Below are 23,978 nucleotides of genomic sequence, written 5' to 3'. Positions count from 1 at the left end.
TTTCAGGATATGCTTATGATTTCAGATTTTACTGGAGTTAAATGTTTGAATTTAACTCCAATAAAAAAATATTGATTTGTTATTTTGAATCTTATTTGATTAAGATGCTTTTAAATTTTGCGATATTTTTAAGTGCCATTCCTGTACCACGAACAACTGCTCTTAAAGGATCTTCTGCAATATAAACCGGTAAGTCAGTCTTTTGAGAAATACGTTTATCAAGACCTCTTAACATCGATCCACCACCTGCTAGATAAATACCTGTATTGTAAATATCGGCAGCTAATTCCGGAGGAGTCTGAGATAAAGTTTCCATTACCGCATCTTCAATACGCTGAATAGATTTATCTAAAGCTTTAGCAATCTCACGGTAAGAAACATCAACCTGTTTTGGTTTTCCGGTAAGTAAATCTCTACCCTGAACAGACATTTCTTCTGGTGGACCATCTAAATCTTCAATAGCTGCACCAATTTGAATTTTTATTTTCTCAGCAGTACTTTCTCCAACAAAAAGGTTGTGTTGTGTACGCATGTAATACACGATATCGTTTGTAAAAACGTCACCTGCAATTTTTACAGATTTGTCGCAAACAATTCCGCCCAATGCGATAACAGCGATTTCTGTTGTACCACCTCCAATATCAACAATCATATTTCCTTTTGGCTGCATGATATCAATACCAATACCAATTGCTGCTGCCATAGGCTCATGAATTAAGTAAACTTCTTTTCCGTTTACTCTTTCACAAGATTCTTTTACTGCACGCATTTCAACCTCAGTAATTCCAGAAGGAATACATACCACCATTCTTAATGCCGGGGTAAACATTCTTTTCTTTAATGCCGGTATACTCTTAATGAACATATTGATCATTTTTTCTGAAGCATCAAAATCTGCAATTACACCATCCTTCAATGGCCTTATGGTCTTGATGTTTTCATGTGTTTTACCTTGCATCATATTGGCTTCTTTACCAACTGCAATTATTTTGCCTGATATTCTATCGCGTGCAACGATTGATGGACTATCAATAACAACTTTATCATTATGAATGATTAAAGTGTTTGCGGTACCAAGGTCTATCGCAATATCCTCAGTCATGAAATCAAAAAATCCCATAAGTTTTTTAGGGGTTTAAAATGTTATAAATTATTTTGAACAAAGTTAAACAAATTAATGTTTAAAATGACGTGTTCCTGTAAATACCATTGCAAGATTGTTTTCATTGCAATAATTTATACTTAATTCGTCTTTAATCGAACCTCCCGGCTGAATTACTGCTGTAATTCCCGCTTTTTTAGCTAATTCTACACAATCCGGAAATGGAAAAAATGCATCACTTGCCATAGATGCGCCAGTTAAATCAAATCCAAAAGCTTTGGCTTTATCAACAGCCTGCATTAAAGCATCAACTCTTGACGTTTGACCTGTTCCTGAAGAAATTAATGTTCCGTTTTTTGCAAATACAATCGTGTTTGATTTCGTATTCTTGCAAATTTTTGAAGCAAATATCAAATCTTCGATCTCCTGAGCGGTAGGTTCTGTAATTGTAACGGTTTTTAAATGCTCTTTATTATCCGTAATATTATTTCTGTCCTGAATTAACAAACCATTAAGACAAGTTCTTACCTGACGGGATGGTAATTCAACTTCATTTTGTACTAAAATGATTCTGTTTTTCTTCTCTTGCAATACAGCAATTGCCTCATCATCATAAGCAGGAGCGATTACTACTTCGCAGAATAATTTGTTGATTTCCTGTGCAGTTGCCAAGTCAATTTTGGTGTTTGCAATCAAAACTCCGCCAAAAGCTGAAGTAGGATCACAAGCCAAAGCTGCTAAATATGCTTCGCTAATTGTTTTTCTTGAAGCTAAACCACAAGCATTGTTATGTTTTAGAATTGCAAATGTTGGTCCGTCAGTTTTAAATTCAGCAATTAAATTTACTGCAGCATCAACATCTAATAAGTTGTTGTATGATAATTCTTTTCCGTGAACTTTTTTGAACATTGCGTCAAAGTCTCCAAAGAAAAATCCTTTTTGATGAGGGTTTTCACCATATCTTAAAACCTGACCATCTGCAATGCTTTCTTTGTAGATAGTTTCGTCAGTATTAAAATAGTTAAAAATAGCTCCATCGTAGTGAGAAGAAACGTGGAATGCTTTTGTAGCAAGCAATCTTCTGTTCTCAAGAGTTGTAGAACCGTTTTGTTCTGTAATTAAATCCAAAAGCAAACTGTATTCGTTAACCGAAGCAACAATTACCGTGTCTTTGAAGTTTTTTGCACCGGCGCGGATTAATGAAATTCCGCCAATGTCGATTTTTTCTATAATATCTTGTTCGCTTGCACCAGAAGCAACTGTTTTTTCAAAAGGGTATAAGTCAACAATTACCAAATCAATTTGAGGAATATCAAATTCTTTCATTTGTTGAACATCACTTTCATTATCCTGACGATTTAAAATTCCGCCAAAAATCTTTGGGTGTAAAGTTTTTACTCTTCCTCCAAGAATTTCAGGAAAAGAAGTAATATCTTCAACAGGAACTACAGGAATTCCAAGGTTTTTAATGAAGTCTTCAGTTCCTCCGGTTGAGTAAAGTGTTACGTTTTGTTCGTGTAATTTTCTAACAATTGGCTCTAATCCATCTTTAGAAAAAACAGAAATTAAGGCTGATTGTATTTTTTTAGTTGTGCTCATCGTGTAGTTATGATTTTTGAGACTGCAAAAGTAGTTTTTTTATATATTATTTTAAAGAAATTAGTGTAACATTATAGTAAAAAAATCTACTGATGAGTAAGTTAACTTTTATTAGGTTTTTGTTTTTAAAATATTGAATTTTACTTGTTTGAAAAATACTACTATATGCTTCTTTATTTAAGATTATTAAAAGAAAGTCTCAGCTTTGCCATAAACGCTTTACGAAATAATAAATTACGAACTTTATTATCGCTTTTAGGTGTTACAATTGGTATTTTTTCAATCATAGCTGTACTGGCTGCCGTAGATTCTTTAGATAGAAAAATTTCTAAAGACTTGAGTAGTTTAGATAAAAATACGATTTATTTAATGAAATATTGCTTTGGGCCGTCGGAAATTCCGCAATGGAAGAGAGAACAGTTTCCAAATGTAAAATACGACGAATACATTGGCTTAAAAAATTCACTAAATAATACTGATCAGGTTGCGTATCAGCTTTTTGTAAATCACGAAAGTTTAAAATACGATTCAAAAACGGTAAGCGATGTTAATATTATTCCGTCATCTAGCGAAATGGTGGATATTGACGGATTGAGTTTTGCTAAAGGAAGATTTTATAACGAGTCTGAGTCGAATTCAGGAACTGCAGTAATTGTTTTAGGCTATGATATTGCCGAAGGCCTTTTTGGAACAAGTGATCCAATTGGAAAAAATATTCGTTTATACGGACAACGTTTTACCGTTATTGGTGTAATCGAGAAGCAAGGTGCAGGTTTTTTTGGTGATAGTAATGATACTTCGGTTTATTTACCTGCTAATTTCCTGAGACGAATGTATGGCGATAGTGATTCAATGACGCCGGTTATTGTTTTAAAACCGGTAAAAGGAATAGATATGGATGCTTATAAGGCGGAAATAGCCCAAAAACTGCGTGCAATTCGCGGAATGAAAGCAGGGGAAATGGATAACTTTTTTATTAATGTCCTTTCCGGATTTACTGATTTTATCGATGGAATTTTGGGTCAGATGAATGTTGTGGGATGGATTATTAGTGGATTTTCTCTATTAGTTGGAGGTTTCGGAATCGCTAATATTATGTTCGTTTCGGTAAAAGAAAGAACCAATTTAATCGGAATACAAAAATCACTTGGCGCAAAAAACCGATTTATATTATTTCAGTTTTTATTTGAGGCTATAATTCTTTCGGTTATTGGAGGAATTATTGGTTTACTGATGGTTTGGGGAATTGCACTTCTTTTAACAAAAGTACTCGATTTTGAATTTGTGTTAAGTCTCGGGAATATTCTTTTAGGAACCGGATTAGCCGCTTTGATCGGGTTAATTTCTGGAATTTTGCCAGCCATTTCTGCGGCAAATTTAGATCCTGTAGAAGCGATTAGAACGGGTATGTAATAGGTTGTTTTTGTGTTGTTTAATTGTAAATTTAAATTTTGAAGATTTGAAATAATTCGATATTTTTGGTAAGCAGACAATTTAAATCAATATATAAATGAGCTTTATTCTAAAACCTGTTGATACTGTTGAGTCTATTTCCAGAGAAGATTTTAAAAAGAACTATCTGGATAAAAGAAAGCCTTTAATTATTAAGGGGCTAACAAAAGATTGGCCTGCAAGAGAAAAATGGTCAACGGATTATTTTAAGCGCATTGCAGGGGATATTGAAGTTAAATTAGTTGATAACTCAAAAGCAGATCCTACAAAAGTTATTAATGCTTCTATTGCCAGTATGAAATTTGGTGAATATCTTGATTTAATAAAGAGAGAACCAACACAACTGCGCATTTTTTTCTTCAATCTTTTTAAACACAGACCCGAATTAATAGAGGATGTAAAAGTTCCTAAAGAATTAATGGGCGGTTTTATAGAAAGTATGCCAGCTATGTTTTTCGGAGGTTCTAAAGCAATTACTTTTCTGCATTACGATATCGATTTGCCACATCTTTTTCATACTCATTTTGGAGGTAGAAAACACATTATATTATTTGATAATAAATGGAAAAAAAGGCTCTATTGTCTTCCTAATACGACCTACGCCTTAGAAGATTATGATGTTGCTAATCCAGATTTTGAAAAGTTTCCCGCTCTAAAAGGTGTCGAAGGTTATGAAGTTTTTCTGGAACACGGAGATACCTTATTTATGCCAACTGGTATGTGGCACTGGATGCGTTATATAGACGGTTCTTTTTCTCTGACACTTCGCGCTTGGGATAAATCTGTTTCCCGAAAGATTGCCAGCGTTTGGAGCTTATTTATGCACGGCGCAGTTGATAGTGCTATAAAAGTTGTTTTTAGAGGACGTTATGCGTTATGGCGTGAGAAATTAGTTTTTAAAATTGCTGAAAAAGAATTAAAAAAAGACTTAAAGAATGATTTGAAAAAAGCGAGCTGATTGAAGATTTTGATTTTATATGGAATGATGCTCTATTACTCGTTTTGATTTTTTAATTTTGGTTTTATGAAAGGAAGTGTAATTCGGTTTTGGTTCCATTTAATATCTTCATAATTATAGGATTCATTGTTTTTCTTGTATTTCAAAACAGTATCCTCTTCTTGGGTTGTTCTTCTAATTTTATAAGCTTTTAGTTTACTTGTAAAACTAAAAATTGATTTGTTTTTTATTGTGTCATTTTGAGATGCAATAATTAATCTTTGTTCATTTTTTTTCTTGCTAAGAATATTTAGGGAAAGAAAATCATTTACATTTGACTGTGGAGTTTGAATTAAATCTATGGGCTGTAAGTTTAATAGATAAGGTATAGTGTCAATTCTGTCTGCAGATCCGCATATTCTCGGGATGTATTCTTTTTGGTAAAAGAAGAGATTGCCTTTGCTATCTATTAAAAGCTGATTTTGACAATAAAATCCTTTTATTGAAGGAAAGGTCACTTTATCGCTATTTTCTTTTAATGAATCAGCATACTTTTTGAATTTTTTGTCTTCATAAGAAACAATGTAGAATTTATTGTTTAAGTGGATAATTTCTTCTTTTTTGTTACAATTCAAAAAAAGAAAACAAACTATAAAACCAATAAAAATTCGTGTCATAAAAATCAGATTTAAAATAAAGATATAAAAACAGAATATATAAATACCTACAAGGTTTTGAAAACCTTGCAGGAAGGGCTTAACTGTGTTTGTAAAACTTATATGGTTTAAAAACAAAAAAATCCTAAGAAGAATTTCTTAGGATTTTAAATTGAATTTATAAGTTTTGAAAAGCTTATTTTTCTTTCAGTAATTTTTCAAGATATTCAACTTTTTCTTTTTCTACTATAACTAAACGTTCGTAAAGTTCAATTACTTTATCTAAAGGATTAAATGTGCAATGAGTTGGATTAAACATTCCGTTTATTCCGGTACTGGTACTGTTGTCATAAAAATTATTAAAATAATTGATCATATTTTCGTCAGTAAAGTTTTTTATTGCCTCAGCATTTACTCCAAGAGCTTTTGCTACTTCGGTAAGTCTTTCTTCATCTATATTCTCGCTGTTTTCTATTGCAGATACAGCTTGCTGAGAAATTCCTAAAGCCTGAGCCAAAGCTTCCTGCTTCATATCTCTAAGTTCACGAATACGGCTAATTTTTCGCCCTATATGATTTGGTTTTGTTGTTGTGCTCATAATTCAAAGATATTTATATTACTTTAGAAAAAATGGGTTTCTGTAAAAAACAAGAATGCTTTAGTAGGATACAATTATTAATAGTTTATTTTGGGGAACCATCAATATTTATATAAAAACAAAAATACAATTTTTCAGACAAGTATTGCATAGCTCAATCATATTGCATTTATTTTTAAATCAAGTAGTATAGTTTTTTTGTCCTGCAAGGTTTTCAAAACCTTGTAGGTTTAGTTTAAGATTTTAATTAAGAAAAAAGCATACATTAAATTAAGACCTACAAGGTTTTGAAAACCTTGCAGGAAAACCTTAACTTTACTTATATAACTTATATGGTTTAAAACAAAAAAAAATCCCAAAAAGTAATTCTTGGGATTTTGTATTTTAAGTAGTTTTAAAACTATCTAATATCATTGTTTTGAATCAAATCGATATATAAGTTGATCTTATCTTTCAATTCTTTTCTAGGCGTGATAAAGTCAAGGAAACCGTGCTCTAAAAGAAACTCAGCCGTTTGAAAACCTTCTGGTAAATCTTTTCCTGTAGTATCACGTACAACACGTGGACCAGCAAAACCAATCAAAGCGCCCGGCTCAGAGATATTGATGTCTCCTAACATAGCGTAAGATGCTGTTGTTCCTCCAGTTGTTGGGTCTGTACAAAGAGAGATATAAGGTAATTTAGCTTCAGCTAACTGAGCTAGTTTTACTGATGTTTTTGCTAATTGCATTAAAGAATAAGCAGCTTCCATCATACGAGCTCCACCAGATTTAGAAATCATAACAAAAGGCATTTTGTTTTTGATCGCGTGATCAATACCCCTTGCAATTTTTTCCCCTACAACTGCTCCCATAGATCCACCAATAAAGGCAAAATCCATACAACAAATTACAAGTTCTTTTCCTTTAGATTTTCCTACTCCCGTACGCACAGCGTCTTTAAGGTGAGTTTTTTCCATTACATCTTTCAAACGCTCTGCATATTTTTTTGTATCCACAAAATGCAAAGGGTCTTTTGATGTCATGTTTTTATCTAACTCAACAAATTCGTTGTTGTCGAATAAAATTTCAAAATAGGTTGCGCTTCCAATTCGAACATGAAAATCATCTTCAGGGCTTACGAATAAGTTTCTCGCTAATTCGTCTGCATCAATAATTTTTCCAGTTGGAGATTTGTACCACAATCCTTTCGGAACGTCCATCTTATCTTCTGTCGCGGTCGTAATCCCTTTTTCTTGTCTTTTAAACCAAGCCATATTGAATGTTTTATTTGTTTTAGGTTTCAAGTTTCAAGTTGCGAAACCTGAAACTTGAAACTTTAAACCTGAAACTTTTTTATTATAGTGTATTCACATTATTTAAGTCAGCAAAAGCTTGTTCAAGTCTTGCATTGAATGTTACTTCGCTCTCACGAACCCATTTTCTTGGGTCATAATATTTTTTGTTAGGAACATCAGCACCTTCTGGGTTACCAATTTGAGTTTTTAAGTACTCAATATTGTTTACCATATAGTCACGGATTCCTTCAGTATATGCAAATTGTAAATCTGTATCAATGTTCATTTTGATAACTCCGTATCCAATAGCTTCTCTGATTTCTTCAAGTGTAGAACCTGAACCTCCGTGGAAAACGAAATCAACTGGGTTAGCACCTGTATTGTATTTGTTTTGTACGAAATCCTGAGAATTTTTTAAGATTTTTGGAGTTAATTTTACGTTTCCTGGTTTGTAAACACCGTGAACGTTTCCAAAAGCAGCAGCAATTGTAAATTTTGGACTTACTTTAGATAATTCTTCGTAAGCATAAGCTACTTCTTCTGGCTGAGTATATAATTTTGAGCTGTCAACATCAGAGTTGTCAACACCATCTTCTTCACCACCTGTAATACCAAGTTCGATTTCTAAAGTCATACCCATTTTGCTCATTCTAGCTAGGTATTCTTTACAGATTTCGATGTTTTCTTCGATTGGCTCTTCAGATAAATCGATCATATGAGAACTGAATAATGGTTTTCCTGTTTCTGCAAAATGTTTTTCAGAAGCATCTAATAAACCATCGATCCATGGTAAAAGTTTTTTTGCACAGTGGTCAGTGTGTAAAATTACAGTTGCACCATAAGCTTCTGCTAAAGTGTGAATATGTTTTGCTCCGGCGATTCCTCCAGCGATTGCTGATTTTTCACCTGCGTTAGATAATCCTTTTCCAGCATTAAATTGAGCTCCTCCGTTTGAGAACTGAATGATAACCGGTGCATTTAATTTTGCAGCAGTTTCAAGAACTCCATTGATTGTACTAGATCCAGTAACGTTTACTGCAGGTAAAGCAAATCCTTTTTCTTTCGCATAATTAAAAATCTCCTGAACCTGATCTCCTGTAGCTACTCCTGGTTTAATATTGTGTGCCATTGTAATTTTTTTTATAGTTGTTTTTAGTTTTTAGGTTGCAAAAATAAGAATTAATTAGCATTAGAACGGATAATTTATTCCAAAATTTAAAACCGAGTGACCAAAATTGTATTCTTTAAACCATCTGTCTCCCTTCTCATGCGCCGGATTGTAGGTCTTGAAGCCTAAATCTAATCGAATAACAAAGAAGCTTAAATCGTATCGTAAACCAAATCCTGAACCCAAAGCAATTTCAGCTAAATCGTTTACGTTGTTAAATCTTGCTTTCTCATCGATGACATTATCGAGCACATTCCAGATATTTCCGGCATCTGCAAAGAGGGCTCCTTTAACATCTCCAAGAATTTTAAATCGAAATTCGGCACTAAGTGCAATCTTCATATTGGCCTCATTAAAATCATCCTTTGCATCGGTGCTTCCCGGACCTAAAGAGTAGGGCTGCCATGCACGGTTGTCATTGGATCCTCCTGAATAATAACTTCGTGAAAACGGAATGTAATCTGAATTTCCAAATGGAATTGCAATCCCAAAGAAACTTCGAACGGCCAGTACTTTTTCTTTTCCAAAATCCCAGTGTTTTATATAATCAAACTCTGTTTTAATATATTCTGAATATTCCAGATTGAAAATTTCATAGTTGCCCCTGTCATTTTTTGGAAGGCTGGCAATATTTGAAACAGCTGATAATAAAGTTCCTGCAGATTCTATTTTGGTTTTAAACTGATAGAAATTATTATCGGCAAGATCTTTTTTGGTGGTTTTTGTAAAAGTATAACTTGTTGCCAGAATAAAGTCATTTTCAGTCAAACGGACTCTTCTTTCTTCAATACTTTCTACATCTTTGTATAAAGGATCTCCTGGTTTTAAATCTGTTTTGTTGGCAAAAACATCTCTTGTAAAGCCTGTTGTACCATCAGGTATGGTCAGGTCTTTATGAAGTTGTTCTTCTGCTGTGTTTCCCCAGTTGATAGGGTTGGTGTTATAATCTTTACCAATACCATTCAATTCATCGTATGATGAAGTATAAACGTTGAAATAATTATCCGGATTTAAATTGCGTACATATTGTGCATTAAGCAACTCCAATTTTGCTGTATTGTGACGTTTTGGAGACCAGTTGTATGAAATTCCTCCGGTGAAATTCTCTTTGTCTAAACCTATATTTCGCTGTTTAGAAAAACCGCTTGAAATTGATGTAGACGGAATCATTCTTTTTGGGATAATTTTCTCCGTTCCAAAAGGCAATAGAATCCTTGGGAAATTCAGTTTTAAATCTACTCCGTATTCCGAAACATTAAAGAAATTATTGTTCGGATTCGCCATGTCCTGTGAAGATCCAATATTCATACGAGTCGAAATTTCAAGAGTTTCGGCACGATTAAAGACGTTTCGGATGGTTTCTGAAAGACTGGCTCCAATACCAAAATCCTGAATATTAGAATGTGTTACATCAAGAGTTGCCCCAAAACTGTATTTTTTTCTTGGCGTTAAATAAACCTTTGCGATTAAAGATTGTGCCGTTGAATCTCGTTTATCAACTTCATATTGAATAGAAGGATAATTGAATATTTTTAAGTTATTTAAATATCGCGAAGAAAGTGTTGTTCTAGTGTCCGAAAACGTACTTCCTTTTGTAATAAAAATAGCATCAGTAATTGCACGTGGTTTGTATTTTAATTTTTTGTAACTATATAAATTAAAGTTGTTGTACGTTGTACTATCTGTGATTTTTGCTTTTGCATTAGCGGCCGAATAATCGGTGTAGATATTTACAGCGCTAATTTTGTATAATTTAAAAGGCTCGGTACGGCTGGAATCTTTCTCCTGTATACTATTGTTGTTAATAATAAGGTTGACATCGGCTTTGTTTTTTTTGCCAATAGTATCAATGTCAAAAGTTACATAAGTTGGCTGAAAATAATAAGCACCATTATTTCTGAAGTAAGTTGTAATCCTGTTTTTTTCTTCTTCAAAATCAGTAGTTTTATACTGATTTCCGGATTTTAAAACAGAAGGTTCTCTGCTTACTTTGTATAATGAATCCAGAGCCGGAGTTAAAATTGTAGTTCTGATTGAATCTAATTTATAAGCAGGTCCGGTAGTAATATTATAATTTATTTTGGCTCTTTTAATCCCAATACTATCAATGTCGTAATCTGTTTTTACCTTAAAGAAACCATTGTTTAGATAATAGTATTTTAAACGCAGTAGAGTTTTTTTTGTTTTTGCAGTGTCAATAATTACGGGTGGTTCACCTGTGTTTTTCAAAAAATCATGAATACCTTTGTATAGAAAAGATTGCCCTAAACGATCTACTTGTTTTGCAGATAGTACTTTTGACCAATTTTCGTATCTGCCCGGATGATTGTCAAATCTTGCTTTATAGGTCGAATCTGGGTTTAAATTGGCTAAATTGTATAGATTTAAACGTAATTTAAAACCTAGTAATTTACCATTTGGCTTTTGGTACATTTGATTAGCTGCCGTTTCATCATTAGACGACTTTCCGTTAACTAGAATATTATTTTTTACAAGAAGGTTTTTTCCATCGGGAACTCTTTTTATGGCATTACAAGCAGAAATAAATATTGCTATTAGAATAAATGCTGTTATTTTTGTGGAATTATTTTTCAAGTGATTTTAAATATTTAATTCAAAAGTACATTATTTTATGGTTAGTAAAAACCAAATAAAACTTATCTCGGGTTTACATCAAAAAAAGCAGCGTTTTGCAAATCAATTATTTTTTGCTGAAGGAGTAAAAGTAATTCAAGAATTGTTGCAATCCAATTTTGAATTAGAGCATTTATACACTACACAAAATGATTTTGAAACTGTTCATGCTTCAAAACGAACACTTATTAATGAACAGGAACTTAAGAAAATAAGTGCTTTGTCGACCCCAAATTCTTGTTTAGCAGTCTTCAAAATTCCTGCCGAAAACAAAATAATTGACTCTGGTTTAATTGTTGCATTAGATGATATTCGTGATCCCGGAAATTTAGGAACAATTTTGCGTCTTTGCGATTGGTTTGGAATCAAACAAATTATTTGCTCTAAAGAAACAGTAGATATTTATAACCCAAAAGTGGTTCAGGCTACAATGGGCTCTATTACCAGAGTAAATGTAAGTTATGTTGATTTGAAAACCTTTATCGGTCAGACTAAACTGCCGATCTTTGGAACTTTTATGGACGGAGATAACATTTATCAAACAGATTTACCGAAAGATGGTATCATTATTATGGGTAATGAAGCAAATGGTATTTCTGCAGAAATTGAAAAAATGGTAACCAACCGACTCACAATTCCAAGATTTGGGGAGCTTCAAAAAACCGAAAGTTTAAATGTAGCTACCGCAACAGCAATTATTCTTAGTGAGTTTAAACGAAATAGTTAAGCAATTGTTTTAATGAAAAGTAAAATTTATTAAAATTGCTCTTGATTTCATAGAGTCTATATTGTCAGTGTATGGACTAACAGGATGTTCAGGAGTTACATTGTCTCGAATTAGTTCATCTGAAATACCAAACATACCTCTTACAGAAGGTGAAAAGATAAAATATTCTGTAAAAATATCGATTCCAAAACCAACTTCATAAGCATACGTCCAGGGTTTAACTCTGAATTTTTGCTGCCAGTTATCATCCTGAGATTTTGAGTTACTAGATAAGTTTAAAGTAGTAGACATTCCGCCAACTAAATAAGGACGGATATTTCCGGTACGTAAAGCTGAAAATTTAAGTAATAAAGGAAAATGAATGTAAGTACTGTTTACCTCTCTTAAATAATCTTTCTCAAGATTTCCAACTCCAGGAAAATATAAATCACGTTTTGTGTAGTATAAACCAGGTTCAAAACGTAAATTGATATATTCCTGCAATCTTAAATCGGCAACAACACCCACATTAAAGCCGGTAGTTTTTTTTACCTGGATATCTTCCTGAACAGGATTTTTGTAATCGAATTTAAAGTCAAAACTATTAAAGCCTAAATAATAACCAAAGTAAAGGCGTTGTTTTTGCCAGTTCTCCAGATTAATAATGGGATCTTTGCTAAACATGCTCTTAGCAAATTGCGAATATCCTTTTGTCGATAAGACTAATAAAATTACGATTACTGTTTTTTTCATACTATTTTTTAGAAGCAGAATAAATGGTTGCAACTCCAAAGGTTTGAGGCATAGCCACAACATCTATAAACCCAATTTTTCTCAAAATATTGTTCAACGCTTCACCATAAGGAAAAGCTGCTGCTGATTCTGATAAATATCCGTAAGCTGAATTGTCTTTTGAAAATAGTTTCCCGATAATTGGGAGTATATTTTTGCTGTAAAAGTTATATCCTTGTTTATAAGGCGTTTTATCCGGAACCGAAGTTTCCAGAATAACAAATACACCATTTGGTTTTAAAACTCTCAATATTTCAGCAAAACCTTTCTCTAAATTCTCAAAATTTCGAACTCCAAATCCCACAGTTATGGCATCAAAATAATTATCCTCAAAAGGAATGTTTTCAGAATCTCCTAAAACTAAATCAATAACATTAGATAGTTTTTTTTCTTCAACTTTCTTTTTTCCTACTTCAAGCATTCCTGCAGAAATATCTAAACCGATGATTTTTTCAGCTTTAGTTTGCGTCATTAAAATGGCAAGATCGCCAGTTCCGGTTGCAATGTCAAGAATAATTTTTGGTTTTGTATCAGATACTATTTTTAATACTTTTTTTCGCCATTTGACATCAATACCAAATGAGATAACACGGTTCAAATTATCGTAGTTCCCGGAGATGTTATCAAACATTTGGGCAACCTGCTCTTTTTTACCTAAAGAAGAGTCTTTATATGGAGTTATTTTCTCAGACATTTTTTTTATTTACGCAAATATAATACAATCTGACTTAACTGTAATTGGCTTTTTTAAATTGTAAAGTAAATGTTTATAAAGAAGAGATTTAAGCCGAGTTTCTCTTTGATTTTTGCAACTTATCAAACCTCCCCAAATGTTGGTATTTGAAAAAAATCACTAAAAGTGGGTATTGTGGGATGCTGAATTTATGCCCACTTTTGCTAAAGATAAAATGATGAAATTTTAATGATTGATTAAATAGAAAGAACTTAAATCAAATGAATACTTTTTTTGCACTGGTACCTCATTTGTTCTTGTAAGTAGTTTTGGAAGTATTGTTACTCAAATTACAGTACTATTTTTTTAAGTGCAAAGTACGTTCTTAGGATTAAATTTGTTTTTGGAAATTTTAATTTTCTTGCCTTTAATATCTTAGTGGTATTTGTTATTAAAGGCCCTCTTTGGGATTAATTCTCAAATTAAATGTTATTCAGTTTTCAAGTGTTTTTAAACATTTGTGATTTTTTTATCAAAATTCTTACCTGAGTAAGTTCAATCGAAATAATCAATCGTTTTTTAAAAAACATCCTCCAAAAGAGGATGTTTTTTTATTTTCTAATGTAAGTCTCGTACGTATAATCGTAAAGATGCTTTTCATCTTTGAAGTTTTCTTCAGATTCTACCAAAAGCCATTCGTTTTCATTAATCTTAGGAAAAAAAGTATCAGCATCAAATGTATGATGCACTTTAGTTATCTCTATAATGTCGCTATAAGGCAAGCCAAGAGTGTAAATTTCGCCTCCGCCAATGATATACGAATCTTCATCTTCCGGGCACATAGCAATTGCTTTCTCAATACTGTCTACTACAATACATCCTTCAGGATTATAATCACTTTGGCGCGTAATTACAATATGAACTCTGTTTGGGAGTGGTTTAGGAAAACTCTCAAAAGTTTTTCTTCCCATAATAATATGGTGATTCGTCGTGAGTGATTTGAATCTTTTAAAATCATTTGGCAGATGCCAAACTAATTCATTGTTTTTTCCAAGGGCATTATTTTCGGCAACAGCCGCTATCATTATAATCATGGCACTCTAAAACTAAATTTTATTTTTCAGTATCCTCATTTATTCTCGATTCCAATTGACTAATTCTTTTTTGCTGTAAGGCAACAAGTCGGTCAATTTGCTCTCTTTCCCATTTTTTATTCATGAACCTGTCTGTAATATATACTTTTATAAAGTGTAAAATAAACAGAAAAAGCCATATTGTGATTCCCCAAATACACCAGTTTTGGTTAGTATTGGCTCCAAAACCAAAAAATCTGTTGGCAATAAATAAAAATAAACTCCCTATGAGAAAAAGTACAAAATGAAAATACAGGATTTTCTTTTGTCTAAGTCTTCTTCTTGCATATTCATATTGCTCGTGTACTTCTTTTTCCATAAGATTGTAAATGAATGAGGTTATAAAGTTAAAATTTATTTTGAAATCATGGTATTCTGCGACTAGAATATTTGGATTACCTGTGGCTAAGAATCTGAAATTCAGAATTTTTAACAGATTAATTTATGGGTACTGTAAAAAAAATATTGTGTTTTTGCTATAGTCGCAAATCGAACATAGGACTATTGAAAGTTCTGGTGCTTTTGCGTAATTTAGGTGTATAAATCTAAAAACTAAATAGTTATGTCTTTAAAGAAACAATTTGTCAAAACAAAACCAGTATGTAAAGTAACATTTTCTGTAGAAGCCAAAGATGCAAACTCGGCAGCTGTGGTGGGAGATTTTAATAATTGGAATGCAGAAGAAGGAGCTTTAAGTAAATTAAAAAACGGAACTTTTAAAGCAACTTACGACTTGGTAAAAGATGCGATTTACGAGTTTAAGTATGTAATTGACGGCGTTTATGTGAATGATCCTGAGGCAGATTCATATAAATGGAATGATTTTGCCGGAAGTGAAAATAGCGTTCTGGCGGTATAAAAAAATCCGCTAAAATTAAGCGGATTTTTTTATAGTTTTATACAGCAACACTTCCTTTTATTCCCGGATGTGGTTCATAATTCACAAGGGTGAAGTCATTATAATCAAAATCAAAAATGTTTTTAATCTCTGGATTTAAAATCATTTTTGGTAATGGTTTTGGCTCTCTTGAAAGTTGTAATTCTAATTGCTCAAAATGATTGTTGTAGATATGTGCGTCTCCAAATGTGTGAATAAAATCACCAGCTTCAAGATCGCATACCTGAGCAATCATCATGGTTAATAATGCATAAGAAGCAATATTAAAAGGAACACCTAAAAATATATCAGCGCTTCTTTGATATAACTGGCAGGAAAGTTTTCCTTTTGTTTCTCCTTTTTCAGTATCAGGGCTTGAAACATAAAACTGAAAAAACGCATGACAAGGAGGCAAAGCTGCCTTGTTGTTTGCTACATTTTCTTCAAATGATTTTTTGGTGTCTGGCAAAACAGATGGATTCCATGCCGAAACCAGCATTCTGCGGCTATTCGGATTTGTTTTTAATTCTGTAATTAATTCAGAAATCTGATCGATTTCTTCACTATTCCAGTTTCTCCATTGGTGTCCGTAAACCGGTCCTAAATCACCATTAGAATCAGCCCAGTCATCCCAGATTTTAACTCCGTTTTCCTGAAGGTATTTAATATTTGTATCTCCTTTTAAAAACCAAAGTAATTCGTAAATAATGGATTTTAAATGAAGTTTTTTAGTTGTAACCATTGGGAAACCCTCACTTAAATCAAAACGCATCTGGTAACCAAAAACGCTTTTAGTCCCTGTTCCGGTTCTGTCTCCTTTTTGATTGCCGTTTTCTAAAACGTGTTTTACTAAATCTAAGTATTGTTTCATTATTGCTTTAGGCTTTAGGCTTTAAGCTTTAGGCTTTACCTAATGCTTTCAGCTTGTTTTTTTTGTTTTACGCTTTACGCTTAAAGCCTAAAGCTTACGGCTTATAGCCTTAAGTTATCTTTTTGAGATTTCGTCTCTAATTTTTGCTGCTTTTTCGTAATCTTCCTGAGAAACTGCCTGATCCAGAAGTTCGTTAAGCTCTTGTAGACTATGTTTGGCATATACATCTCCAGACTGGTTGCTTTCTTCTTCGTGTCCAAAAGTTTCAGGATTAGAAAGTACATCATCAATTTCCTGAGAACCTGGATCTGTTTCTGCTGTATTTGATTTTAGATAAATACCAGCTTTGTCTAAAATGTTTTTATAAGTAAAAATCGGAGCATTGAAACGTAGTGCTAAAGCTATTGCATCAGAAGTTCGGGCATCAATGATCTCTTCAATTTTATCTCTTTCGCAAATTAAACTCGAGTAGAAAACACCATCAACAAGTTTGTGAATAATCACTTGCTTTACCACAATGTCAAATCTTTCTGCAAAGTTTTTGAATAAATCATGTGTTAATGGACGAGGTGGTTTAATTTCTTTTTCTAAGGCAATGGCAATAGATTGAGCTTCAAAAGCACCAATTACAATTGGCAGTTTTCTTTCGCCATCAACTTCATTCAAAATTAAGGCATAAGCGCCATTTTGAGTTTGACTGTATGAAATTCCTTTTATAGATAATTTTACTAGACTCATATATAGGGGTAAAAAAGGGCATTTAAAGCCTCATTTTAATACTTTTTTTGATTGAAAAATAAAGGTGCAATTTTAATCAAAAAATATGGAACAAAAAAGCTACCTAAAACAAAGATACGATTATCTTGTTTTTAGGCAGCTATATTATAGAGAATTCTTAAATTAAGAATGTTGCGCTTTAAATGCTTTTAATTTCTCTGTTAATTGAGGTACAATTTCAAATGCATCACCAACAATTCCGTAGTCAGCAACTTTAAAGAAAGGAGCCTCAGGATCGTTATTGATTACTACTTTTACTTTAGATGAGTTGATACCTGCGATATGCTGAATCGCTCCTGAAATTCCTATTGCAATATATAAATTTGTTGCAACTGGTTTTCCTGTTTGTCCAACGTGTTCGCTGTGAGGTCTCCATCCTAAATCAGAAACTGGTTTAGAACAAGCCGTTGCAGCACCTAAAACAGCAGCAAGATTTTCAACTAATCCCCAGTTTTCAGGACCTTTCAATCCACGTCCGCCAGAAACTACGATATCAGCATCTGCGATAGAAACTTTTCCTGTTACTTTTTCAACAGATTCTACTTTTACACCAAAATCATTGTCTCCAATTGTTGGGTTAAAATCTTCTTCAGCTGCAGATCCTGCACTTTCAAAAATTCCGTAAGAGTTTTTAGCAAGTCCAAGAACTTTTACATCTGTACTGATTTCTGTAATATTGAAAGCTTTGTTTGAGAAAGCGTTTCTTTTTACCTGAAAAGGAGAAGTGCTTAATGGTAAACCAACAACATTTGATGCGAAACCAGCTTCTAAAGCTACTGCAACCAATGATGAAAGGTAAATACTATCTGTTGTTGAAGAAAGTAAAACTAATTTAGTTCCTTCTTTTTGAGCTGCTTGTTTAATTACATCAGCGTAAGCTTTTGCAGTAAAACCAACTAATTTATCGTTGTTTACTTTTAGAACTTTATCAACTCCGTATTTAGCTAACTCGCTTACGTCGCTAATGTTTACAGTTAAAGCTGTAACTGTAGTTCCTAAGCTTTCTGCTACTTTTTTAGCGTAAGAAGCTAATTCGTAAGCAACTTTTTTAAATTTTCCTTCTGCAGATTCTGCATATATTAATATAGACATAATGTTTTTTGTTTAAAAGTTTAAAGTTTCAGGTTAAAAACTGAACACTTACAAACTGATTACTAGATTACTTTCGCTTCGTTGTGTAATAAATTGATTAACTCGTCTAAGTTATCAGGAGAAATTAATTTCACTGCTGATTTTGGAGCTGGTTTTTCAAATTTCACTGCTTTTGTATTTACAGGAGCGTCAACTGGTTCAAGAATAGTTAAAGCTTTAGTTCTAGCCGTCATAATTCCTCTCATGTTCGGGATACGTAAATCTTTTTCCTCAACAAGACCTTTTTGACCACCAATGATTAAAGGAAGAGTAGTACTTACAGTTTCTTTTCCACCATCAATTTCACGAACCGCTTTTACATTATTTCCGTCAACAGTTAAACTTGTACAAGAGTTTAAAAAGTTAGAACCTAAAATTCCGGCAATCATTCCAGGAACCATTCCACCATTATAATCTAAAGACTCTTTTCCAGCAATTACAAGATCGTAACCACCGTTTTTAATTACTTCAGCTAGTTGTTTTGCAACAAAAAAACCGTCAGTTGGGTTAGCGTTTACACGAATTGCTTCGTTTGCACCAATTGCCAATGCTTTACGTAAAGTTGGTTCAGTATCTGGTCCGCCAACATTTACAACAGTTACAGTTGCGCCTTGTTGCTCCTGAAACCAGATTGCACGTGTTAAACCAAACTCGTCATTAGGATTAATTACATATTGTACACCATTGGTATCGAATTCTGAATCACCATTGGAGAAGTTGATTTTTGAAGTAGTATCAGGCACGTGGCTGATGCAAACTAATATTTTCATAAGTATATATTTTATAATTTATAATATGCTTTGACAAATTTAGAAATTAAAATCGAAATAATATACTATGCGTGCATAATATTTTTTGAAAACTATTACGTTTTCGAAGATTGTGAAATTTGCAGGGTGATTTATCTTAGTTGAAAAACAAAAATGCATTCATTTTGCCTGATTGTTAGCAATTTCATAATGTAGGGGGAAGGTGCAGATGTTAAATTTTGTAAGTATTATAATATTTTACGAATTGTTGAGTTTTACAAAAAGAATTTGAAGAATCAGAATTAAACAAAAAAAGCGGAGATTGTCTTAAAAATGTTTTTTCGGGAGAAATAAGAACAATTATATCGATTTCGTAAAAGTTACATTAAAAGTTACATCGAAAAAAGCAGAATTGATGGATAGGGAAGTAAGATTTTAAATTCAATTTATGCTTTTAAGTGATTTAAAATATTTATTTTTGCTCTTCAGAAAATTCAACATACAATATAAATATGAGAACAATACAATTTAGAGAGGCCATTTGCGAAGCGATGAGCGAAGAAATGCGTCACGATGAATCCATATATTTAATGGGCGAAGAAGTTGCGGAATACAACGGAGCATACAAAGCTTCAAAAGGAATGCTTGCTGAGTTTGGCGAAAAAAGAGTAATCGATACTCCAATTGCTGAGCTTGGTTTTACAGGAATTGCAGTAGGTTCAGCTATGAATGGTAACCGACCAATTGTAGAGTATATGACTTTCAACTTCTGTTTAGTTGGTATTGATCAAATTATAAATAATGCTGCTAAAATGCGTCAAATGACAGGAGGACAATTTAATGTGCCTATCGTTTTTCGTGGACCAACTGCTTCTGCAGGTCAATTAGGAGCAACTCACTCTCAGGCTTTAGAAAACTGGTTTGCTAATACTCCGGGACTTAAAGTTGTTGTGCCTTCAACTCCATATGATGCAAAAGGACTTTTGAAATCTGCAATTCGTGATAACGATCCTGTAATTTTCATGGAATCGGAGCAAATGTATGGTGATAAAGGAGAAGTGCCAGACGGAGAATATACAATTCCATTAGGAGTTGCAGATGTTAAACGTGAAGGAAAAGATGTAACAATCGTTTCTTTTGGAAAAATCATCAAAGAAGCTTTCATCGCTGCTGATGAATTAGCAAAAGAAGGAATTTCTTGTGAGATTATCGATTTAAGAACAGTTCGTCCTATGGATAAAGAGGCTATTCTTACTTCTGTTAAAAAAACAAACCGTTTAGTAATTCTTGAAGAAGCTTGGCCATTTGCAAGTATTTCTTCTGAAATTACTTATATCGTTCAGGAACAAGCATTCGATTTTCTTGATGCGCCAATTCAGCGTATTACAACTGCTGATACTCCTGCACCTTACTCTCCTGTTTTACTAAAAGACTGGTTGCCAAATGCAGCTGATGTAGTAAAAGCAGTAAAGAAAGTAATGTACAAATAAAAAAAATCAACAATACTTATAAAACTTCATCAGTCATAATTAATTGATGAAGTTTTTTTTTGCCAAATGATAAAAAGAATAATTTTACTCAGCCTATTTTTTGTATTCGCCTTTGTGAATCTTGGAACTGCACAAACAAAAGTGAGTGGAATTGTTTTGGATAAAACGAATCAGCCAGTACCTTTTGCTAATGTTGTTTTTAAAGGTTCAAATACCGGAATCGTTTCTAATGAAGATGGTCGTTTTTATCTGGAATCACCAAATACCTATACGGTTTTAATTGTAAGTTCGGCTGGATTTTCAGATAAAGAAGTTACTTTGGAGAAATCTGTAAATTATGATTTCAAGATTGTTTTAAGTGAAGCCGAAGCACTTAGTGAAGTAGTTATTTATACCGGTAAAACATCTAAAAAGAATAATCCGGCATTGGATATTTTGAGGAAAATCTGGGAAAGAAAGCGTAAAAACGGACTTTACCAATTCAATCAATATCAAATGGAAAAGTACGAAAAAGTCGAGTTTGATATGAACACGATTGACAGTGCTTTTATGAAAAACAAGCTGTTCAAAGGAATGGAGTTTGTCTTTAATCATGTTGATACTTCTGAAGTTACCGGAAAAACGTACCTTCCTATTTTTATCAATGAATCTGTTTATGATGTTTACGGCGACAATAAATTAAAGAAAGTAAAAGAAAATCTTAACGGAAATAAAATGTCTGGTTTCAATGGAAATCAACAGATTTTATCTTTCGTAAAAGATCTTTATTCCGATTATAATATCTACGACAATCACCTTAAATTTTTTGATAAGAGTTTTACAAGTCCGCTTTCAAAAACAGGAATTGATGTCTATAATTATGTTCTGAAAGACAGTGCTTACATTGACAAAAAATGGTGTTATAATATTGTATTTTATCCAAGACGTAAAAACGAATTAACTTTTAAAGGAGATTTTTGGGTTAACGATACCACTTTTGCGATCAAGAAAATTAATATGGGTGTAACTAAAAGCGCCAATATTAACTGGGTAAAAGACATTTATATCGAGCAGGAATTTGAAGTAGAAAACGATTCTGTTTTTCTATTGACACGTGATTATATGATGTCGGATTTTGCTTTGAATAAAAAAGAAAAATCAAAAGGAGTTTATGGAAAACGAACGACTTTATATCGTAATCATAAATTCAACATTCAAAAACCGGAGAAGTTTTATAAAGAAGAAGTCAACTTTATAGACAATGCCGTTTACGACCGACCTCCTGAATTCTGGGAAGAAAATCGTTTTGAGAAATTGAATAAAGATGAACAGGGTATTTATAAAATGCTCGATACTTTGCAAACGGTCAAGCGATTTAAGCAATTGTACAGTCTAGTCTCTATTTTAGGAAGCGGTTATGTCGAGTTCAAGAACTTTGATTTCGGACCTATTTTTTCAACTTTTGGCTATAATGAAGTCGAAGGTTTAAGAATCCGCGCCGGAGGAAGAACTTATTTTGGACCAAATGACCCTTGGCGTATACAAGCTTATACGGCTTATGGTTTTGACGATAATAAATTTAAATACGGAGTTTCTGGTAAATGGATGATCGATAAGAAAAACCGAATCATTATTTCCGGAGGAAACAGGCGGGATATAGAACAAATTGGTGCCAGTTTAACAACGACCAATGATATTTTAGGAAGAAGTTTTGCGTCTTCAGCTTTATTTACAACAGGAAGTAACGGAAAATTAACCAACATTAATCTGAGTAATGTTTCCTTTGAAATAGAGGCCAAGAAGAATTTTATTATTCAAACCGGTCTTTCATATCGAACGCTTGAATCGGCATCGCCAACATTTAGTTTAGATTATTATACGACTTTACCAAGTGCGGCAAATCCTGCCGGAGTTGTAGAAAGTATGGTAACACAATCTGAAGCAAACATTCAGTTTGAATATATGCCAAATCGTAAAACAATTGGTTTTGGTGTAGAACGTGATATTGTTGATAGCCCGTATAGTCATTTCTTTGTAAACTTTAGTTATGGTTTAAAAGGCGTTTTAAACAGTGATTTTGCTTACGAGAAAATTCAGATTTATTATAAGCAACCTATTATAATTGGACCATTAGGAAGATCAAATATAATTCTTGAAACAGGAAAAACATTTGGTACAATTCCGTTAGGTTTAATGAGTGTGATTCCCGGAAACCAGACGTACTTTACAATAGAAAACACGTTTAGTAACCTGAATTTCTACGAATTTATAACCGATCAGTATACAACTTTGCAGTGGAATCATGATTTTGGAGGAAGGTTATTTGCCAGAGTTCCATTTATGAGAAAACTGAACTGGAGAGAGTTTGTAGGTATTAAAGCCGTTCACGGAACAATTTCTGATGCAAACCGTGCCATCAATGCTTCGGGACAACCGTACAATGCACCTGAAAATGTGTATTGGGAGTATAACGCAGGAATCGGAAATATATTCAAAGTATTTAGAATTGATTTCTCCTGGAGAGGAAGTTACTTAAACGCTCCGGATGCTAATAAATTTGCAGTAAAAGGATCTTTTGGATTCTATTTCTAAATAAAGCAAAGCGAAAGCTATTAATAATCTCGCAAAGACGCAGAGACGCAAAGAATTTAAAAACTTAGCGACTTGGCGTCTTTGCGAGATTTTTTTTTTAGTTAATTTTGAATAGACTTAAAATCAAGCTATGCAAGAAGCCATCGATTTTCTTTTAACCAAGAATCCAATATTTCAGGAGATTATTGATAAATATGGATTACCGCCCATTCCAAAACGCCCACAAGGTTTTGAAACATTGGTTTTGCTAATACTCGAACAACAGGTTTCTATAGATTCGGCGAAAGCCACATTTTTAAAAATCAAAGCATACACAACCTGCAATCCTGAAAACATGGTATTGCTATCAGATGAAGAATTCCGGAATCTGGGAGTAAGCCGTCAGAAAACAAAATATATTAAAATACTGGCAGAAGCTGTTTTAAGCAAAGAATTAGATATTGAAAGTTTAGCTGAAAAATCTGCAAAGCAAGTTCGTGAAGAGCTTATCAAACTAAAAGGAATAGGAAACTGGACCATCGATATTTATCTGATGTTTTGTCTACAGGAACCCGATTTAATTCCGCTTGGTGATATTGCTGTTATAAATACAATCAAAGAATTGCTGAATATTCATGACAAACAGGAAATGGAAATTCATGCAGAACAATGGAGCCCGTATCGCTCTTATGCCACCTATTTGCTTTGGCATTATTACTTAAAAAAGAGAAATCGAACAATTACTTATTAAATGCTTGTTTTTTAATACATAATAGAGATAATTTAACCTGTTTTTTTATTGTAAAA

General features: G+C 33.0%; 22 protein-coding genes. 7 read left to right on the top strand and 15 right to left on the bottom strand.

Going from position 1 to position 23,978, the window contains the following annotated elements; translation table 11 throughout:
• Positions 1-91 precede the first annotated feature (91 nt).
• Entirely contained in the window at positions 92-1,120 is a 1,029-nt protein-coding gene (locus KHA98_RS02810) for a rod shape-determining protein (RefSeq protein ID WP_213255042.1), read from the bottom strand.
• Between the two features lie 54 nt (positions 1,121-1,174).
• The gene (gene purH / locus KHA98_RS02805; RefSeq protein WP_213255040.1) at positions 1,175-2,701 is read right to left on the bottom strand and encodes a bifunctional phosphoribosylaminoimidazolecarboxamide formyltransferase/IMP cyclohydrolase; all 1,527 of its coding nucleotides are present in this window, start codon (positions 2,699-2,701) and stop codon (positions 1,175-1,177) included.
• A gap of 165 nt (positions 2,702-2,866) precedes the next feature.
• Here purH and KHA98_RS02800 point away from each other — a divergent pair, with 165 nt between their 5' ends.
• Both KHA98_RS02800 and KHA98_RS02795 read left to right on the top strand, forming a co-directional pair.
• On the top strand, positions 2,867-4,114 hold the full coding sequence (locus KHA98_RS02800; RefSeq protein WP_213255038.1) for an ABC transporter permease: 1,248 nt from the start codon (positions 2,867-2,869) through the stop codon (positions 4,112-4,114).
• Positions 4,115-4,211: 97 nt separating this feature from the next.
• On the top strand, positions 4,212-5,111 hold the full coding sequence (locus KHA98_RS02795) for a cupin-like domain-containing protein (protein WP_213255036.1): 900 nt from the start codon (positions 4,212-4,214) through the stop codon (positions 5,109-5,111).
• A 35-nt stretch (positions 5,112-5,146) separates the two neighbouring features.
• Here the strand turns inward: KHA98_RS02795 and KHA98_RS02790 are convergent, their stop codons facing one another.
• From KHA98_RS02790 to tamL, 5 genes are all read right to left on the bottom strand, one after another.
• Positions 5,147-5,767, bottom strand: a complete 621-nt coding sequence (locus KHA98_RS02790) for a hypothetical protein (RefSeq protein ID WP_213255033.1) — start codon at positions 5,765-5,767, stop codon at positions 5,147-5,149.
• A gap of 175 nt (positions 5,768-5,942) precedes the next feature.
• Positions 5,943-6,344, bottom strand: coding sequence for a helix-turn-helix domain-containing protein (locus tag KHA98_RS02785; protein WP_213255030.1), 402 nt, complete (start codon positions 6,342-6,344; stop codon positions 5,943-5,945).
• A 400-nt stretch (positions 6,345-6,744) separates the two neighbouring features.
• The gene (gene accD / locus KHA98_RS02780) at positions 6,745-7,599 is read right to left on the bottom strand and encodes an acetyl-CoA carboxylase, carboxyltransferase subunit beta (RefSeq protein ID WP_213255028.1); all 855 of its coding nucleotides are present in this window, start codon (positions 7,597-7,599) and stop codon (positions 6,745-6,747) included.
• 82 nt (positions 7,600-7,681) lie between these two features.
• Positions 7,682-8,749 carry a class II fructose-bisphosphate aldolase gene (gene fbaA, locus KHA98_RS02775; RefSeq protein ID WP_213255026.1) on the bottom strand — a complete coding sequence of 356 codons (1,068 nt, stop codon included), beginning with the start codon at positions 8,747-8,749 and terminating at the stop codon, positions 7,682-7,684.
• Between the two features lie 60 nt (positions 8,750-8,809).
• Positions 8,810-11,383 carry a translocation and assembly module lipoprotein TamL gene (gene tamL / locus KHA98_RS02770; RefSeq protein ID WP_213255023.1) on the bottom strand — a complete coding sequence of 858 codons (2,574 nt, stop codon included), beginning with the start codon at positions 11,381-11,383 and terminating at the stop codon, positions 8,810-8,812.
• Between the two features lie 37 nt (positions 11,384-11,420).
• On the opposite strand from tamL, the gene KHA98_RS02765 reads away from it, so the two are divergent.
• A complete protein-coding gene (locus KHA98_RS02765) occupies positions 11,421-12,149 on the top strand; it encodes a TrmH family RNA methyltransferase (protein ID WP_213255021.1) in 729 nt (242 codons plus the stop codon).
• 9 nt (positions 12,150-12,158) lie between these two features.
• On the opposite strand, the gene porT is transcribed toward KHA98_RS02765, so the two are convergent.
• The 4 genes from porT to KHA98_RS02745 form a co-directional block, all read right to left on the bottom strand.
• On the bottom strand, positions 12,159-12,881 hold the full coding sequence (porT, locus tag KHA98_RS02760) for a type IX secretion/gliding motility protein PorT/SprT (RefSeq protein ID WP_213255019.1): 723 nt from the start codon (positions 12,879-12,881) through the stop codon (positions 12,159-12,161).
• 1 nt (position 12,882) lies between these two features.
• A complete protein-coding gene (gene ubiE, locus KHA98_RS02755; protein ID WP_213255016.1) occupies positions 12,883-13,614 on the bottom strand; it encodes a bifunctional demethylmenaquinone methyltransferase/2-methoxy-6-polyprenyl-1,4-benzoquinol methylase UbiE in 732 nt (243 codons plus the stop codon).
• Positions 13,615-14,204: 590 nt separating this feature from the next.
• On the bottom strand, positions 14,205-14,687 hold the full coding sequence (locus tag KHA98_RS02750; protein WP_213255014.1) for a dihydrofolate reductase: 483 nt from the start codon (positions 14,685-14,687) through the stop codon (positions 14,205-14,207).
• A gap of 19 nt (positions 14,688-14,706) precedes the next feature.
• Positions 14,707-15,045 (bottom strand): 2TM domain-containing protein, encoded by a 339-nt coding sequence (locus tag KHA98_RS02745; RefSeq protein WP_213255011.1) that lies wholly within the window; start codon positions 15,043-15,045, stop codon positions 14,707-14,709.
• Between the two features lie 243 nt (positions 15,046-15,288).
• On the opposite strand from KHA98_RS02745, the gene KHA98_RS02740 reads away from it, so the two are divergent.
• Positions 15,289-15,585: an isoamylase early set domain-containing protein gene (locus KHA98_RS02740; protein ID WP_213255009.1), complete on the top strand. Its 297-nt coding sequence runs from the start codon at positions 15,289-15,291 to the stop codon at positions 15,583-15,585.
• A gap of 37 nt (positions 15,586-15,622) precedes the next feature.
• Here KHA98_RS02740 and KHA98_RS02735 read toward each other — a convergent pair whose 3' ends face one another.
• The 4 genes from KHA98_RS02735 to KHA98_RS02720 all read right to left on the bottom strand — a co-directional run bounded on the left by KHA98_RS02735 (position 15,623) and on the right by KHA98_RS02720 (position 19,152).
• Positions 15,623-16,474 (bottom strand): thymidylate synthase, encoded by an 852-nt coding sequence (locus tag KHA98_RS02735; RefSeq protein WP_213255007.1) that lies wholly within the window; start codon positions 16,472-16,474, stop codon positions 15,623-15,625.
• Positions 16,475-16,588: 114 nt separating this feature from the next.
• A complete protein-coding gene (locus KHA98_RS02730; RefSeq protein ID WP_213255005.1) occupies positions 16,589-17,212 on the bottom strand; it encodes a bifunctional nuclease family protein in 624 nt (207 codons plus the stop codon).
• A gap of 162 nt (positions 17,213-17,374) precedes the next feature.
• A complete protein-coding gene (locus KHA98_RS02725) occupies positions 17,375-18,343 on the bottom strand; it encodes an electron transfer flavoprotein subunit alpha/FixB family protein (RefSeq protein ID WP_213255001.1) in 969 nt (322 codons plus the stop codon).
• A 62-nt stretch (positions 18,344-18,405) separates the two neighbouring features.
• Positions 18,406-19,152 carry an electron transfer flavoprotein subunit beta/FixA family protein gene (locus KHA98_RS02720; RefSeq protein ID WP_209573165.1) on the bottom strand — a complete coding sequence of 249 codons (747 nt, stop codon included), beginning with the start codon at positions 19,150-19,152 and terminating at the stop codon, positions 18,406-18,408.
• A 491-nt stretch (positions 19,153-19,643) separates the two neighbouring features.
• Between KHA98_RS02720 and KHA98_RS02715 the strand changes: the two genes are divergently transcribed.
• The 3 genes from KHA98_RS02715 (at position 19,644) to KHA98_RS02705 (ending at position 23,922) form a co-directional block, all read left to right on the top strand.
• Positions 19,644-20,621 (top strand): pyruvate dehydrogenase complex E1 component subunit beta, encoded by a 978-nt coding sequence (locus KHA98_RS02715; protein ID WP_213254998.1) that lies wholly within the window; start codon positions 19,644-19,646, stop codon positions 20,619-20,621.
• Between the two features lie 66 nt (positions 20,622-20,687).
• Positions 20,688-23,192: a DUF5686 and carboxypeptidase-like regulatory domain-containing protein gene (locus tag KHA98_RS02710; protein ID WP_246522124.1), complete on the top strand. Its 2,505-nt coding sequence runs from the start codon at positions 20,688-20,690 to the stop codon at positions 23,190-23,192.
• Between the two features lie 130 nt (positions 23,193-23,322).
• The gene (locus KHA98_RS02705; protein WP_213254996.1) at positions 23,323-23,922 is read left to right on the top strand and encodes a DNA-3-methyladenine glycosylase family protein; all 600 of its coding nucleotides are present in this window, start codon (positions 23,323-23,325) and stop codon (positions 23,920-23,922) included.
• Positions 23,923-23,978: the final 56 nt, after the last annotated feature.

The sequence above is a fragment of the Flavobacterium branchiicola genome, from assembly GCF_018383905.1.
Lineage (GTDB): Bacteria > Bacteroidota > Bacteroidia > Flavobacteriales > Flavobacteriaceae > Flavobacterium > Flavobacterium branchiicola.
This window is presented reverse-complemented; position numbering and strand designations above follow the sequence as displayed.

Excerpts from the sequence above, each read along its gene's own strand:
- KHA98_RS02810 (WP_213255042.1), bottom strand. The coding sequence starts at position 1,120 with ATGGGATTTTTTGATTTCATGACTGAGGATATTGCGATAGACCTTGGT.
- purH (WP_213255040.1), bottom strand. The coding sequence starts at position 2,701 with ATGAGCACAACTAAAAAAATACAATCAGCCTTAATTTCTGTTTTTTCT.
- KHA98_RS02800 (WP_213255038.1), top strand. The coding sequence starts at position 2,867 with ATGCTTCTTTATTTAAGATTATTAAAAGAAAGTCTCAGCTTTGCCATA.
- KHA98_RS02795 (WP_213255036.1), top strand. The coding sequence starts at position 4,212 with ATGAGCTTTATTCTAAAACCTGTTGATACTGTTGAGTCTATTTCCAGA.
- KHA98_RS02790 (WP_213255033.1), bottom strand. The coding sequence starts at position 5,767 with ATGACACGAATTTTTATTGGTTTTATAGTTTGTTTTCTTTTTTTGAAT.
- KHA98_RS02785 (WP_213255030.1), bottom strand. The coding sequence starts at position 6,344 with ATGAGCACAACAACAAAACCAAATCATATAGGGCGAAAAATTAGCCGT.
- accD (WP_213255028.1), bottom strand. The coding sequence starts at position 7,599 with ATGGCTTGGTTTAAAAGACAAGAAAAAGGGATTACGACCGCGACAGAA.
- fbaA (WP_213255026.1), bottom strand. The coding sequence starts at position 8,749 with ATGGCACACAATATTAAACCAGGAGTAGCTACAGGAGATCAGGTTCAG.
- KHA98_RS02765 (WP_213255021.1), top strand. The coding sequence starts at position 11,421 with ATGGTTAGTAAAAACCAAATAAAACTTATCTCGGGTTTACATCAAAAA.
- porT (WP_213255019.1), bottom strand. The coding sequence starts at position 12,881 with ATGAAAAAAACAGTAATCGTAATTTTATTAGTCTTATCGACAAAAGGA.
- ubiE (WP_213255016.1), bottom strand. The coding sequence starts at position 13,614 with ATGTCTGAGAAAATAACTCCATATAAAGACTCTTCTTTAGGTAAAAAA.
- KHA98_RS02750 (WP_213255014.1), bottom strand. The coding sequence starts at position 14,687 with ATGATTATAATGATAGCGGCTGTTGCCGAAAATAATGCCCTTGGAAAA.
- KHA98_RS02745 (WP_213255011.1), bottom strand. The coding sequence starts at position 15,045 with ATGGAAAAAGAAGTACACGAGCAATATGAATATGCAAGAAGAAGACTT.
- KHA98_RS02740 (WP_213255009.1), top strand. The coding sequence starts at position 15,289 with ATGTCTTTAAAGAAACAATTTGTCAAAACAAAACCAGTATGTAAAGTA.
- KHA98_RS02735 (WP_213255007.1), bottom strand. The coding sequence starts at position 16,474 with ATGAAACAATACTTAGATTTAGTAAAACACGTTTTAGAAAACGGCAAT.
- KHA98_RS02730 (WP_213255005.1), bottom strand. The coding sequence starts at position 17,212 with ATGAGTCTAGTAAAATTATCTATAAAAGGAATTTCATACAGTCAAACT.
- KHA98_RS02725 (WP_213255001.1), bottom strand. The coding sequence starts at position 18,343 with ATGTCTATATTAATATATGCAGAATCTGCAGAAGGAAAATTTAAAAAA.
- KHA98_RS02720 (WP_209573165.1), bottom strand. The coding sequence starts at position 19,152 with ATGAAAATATTAGTTTGCATCAGCCACGTGCCTGATACTACTTCAAAA.
- KHA98_RS02715 (WP_213254998.1), top strand. The coding sequence starts at position 19,644 with ATGAGAACAATACAATTTAGAGAGGCCATTTGCGAAGCGATGAGCGAA.
- KHA98_RS02710 (WP_246522124.1), top strand. The coding sequence starts at position 20,688 with ATGATAAAAAGAATAATTTTACTCAGCCTATTTTTTGTATTCGCCTTT.
- KHA98_RS02705 (WP_213254996.1), top strand. The coding sequence starts at position 23,323 with ATGCAAGAAGCCATCGATTTTCTTTTAACCAAGAATCCAATATTTCAG.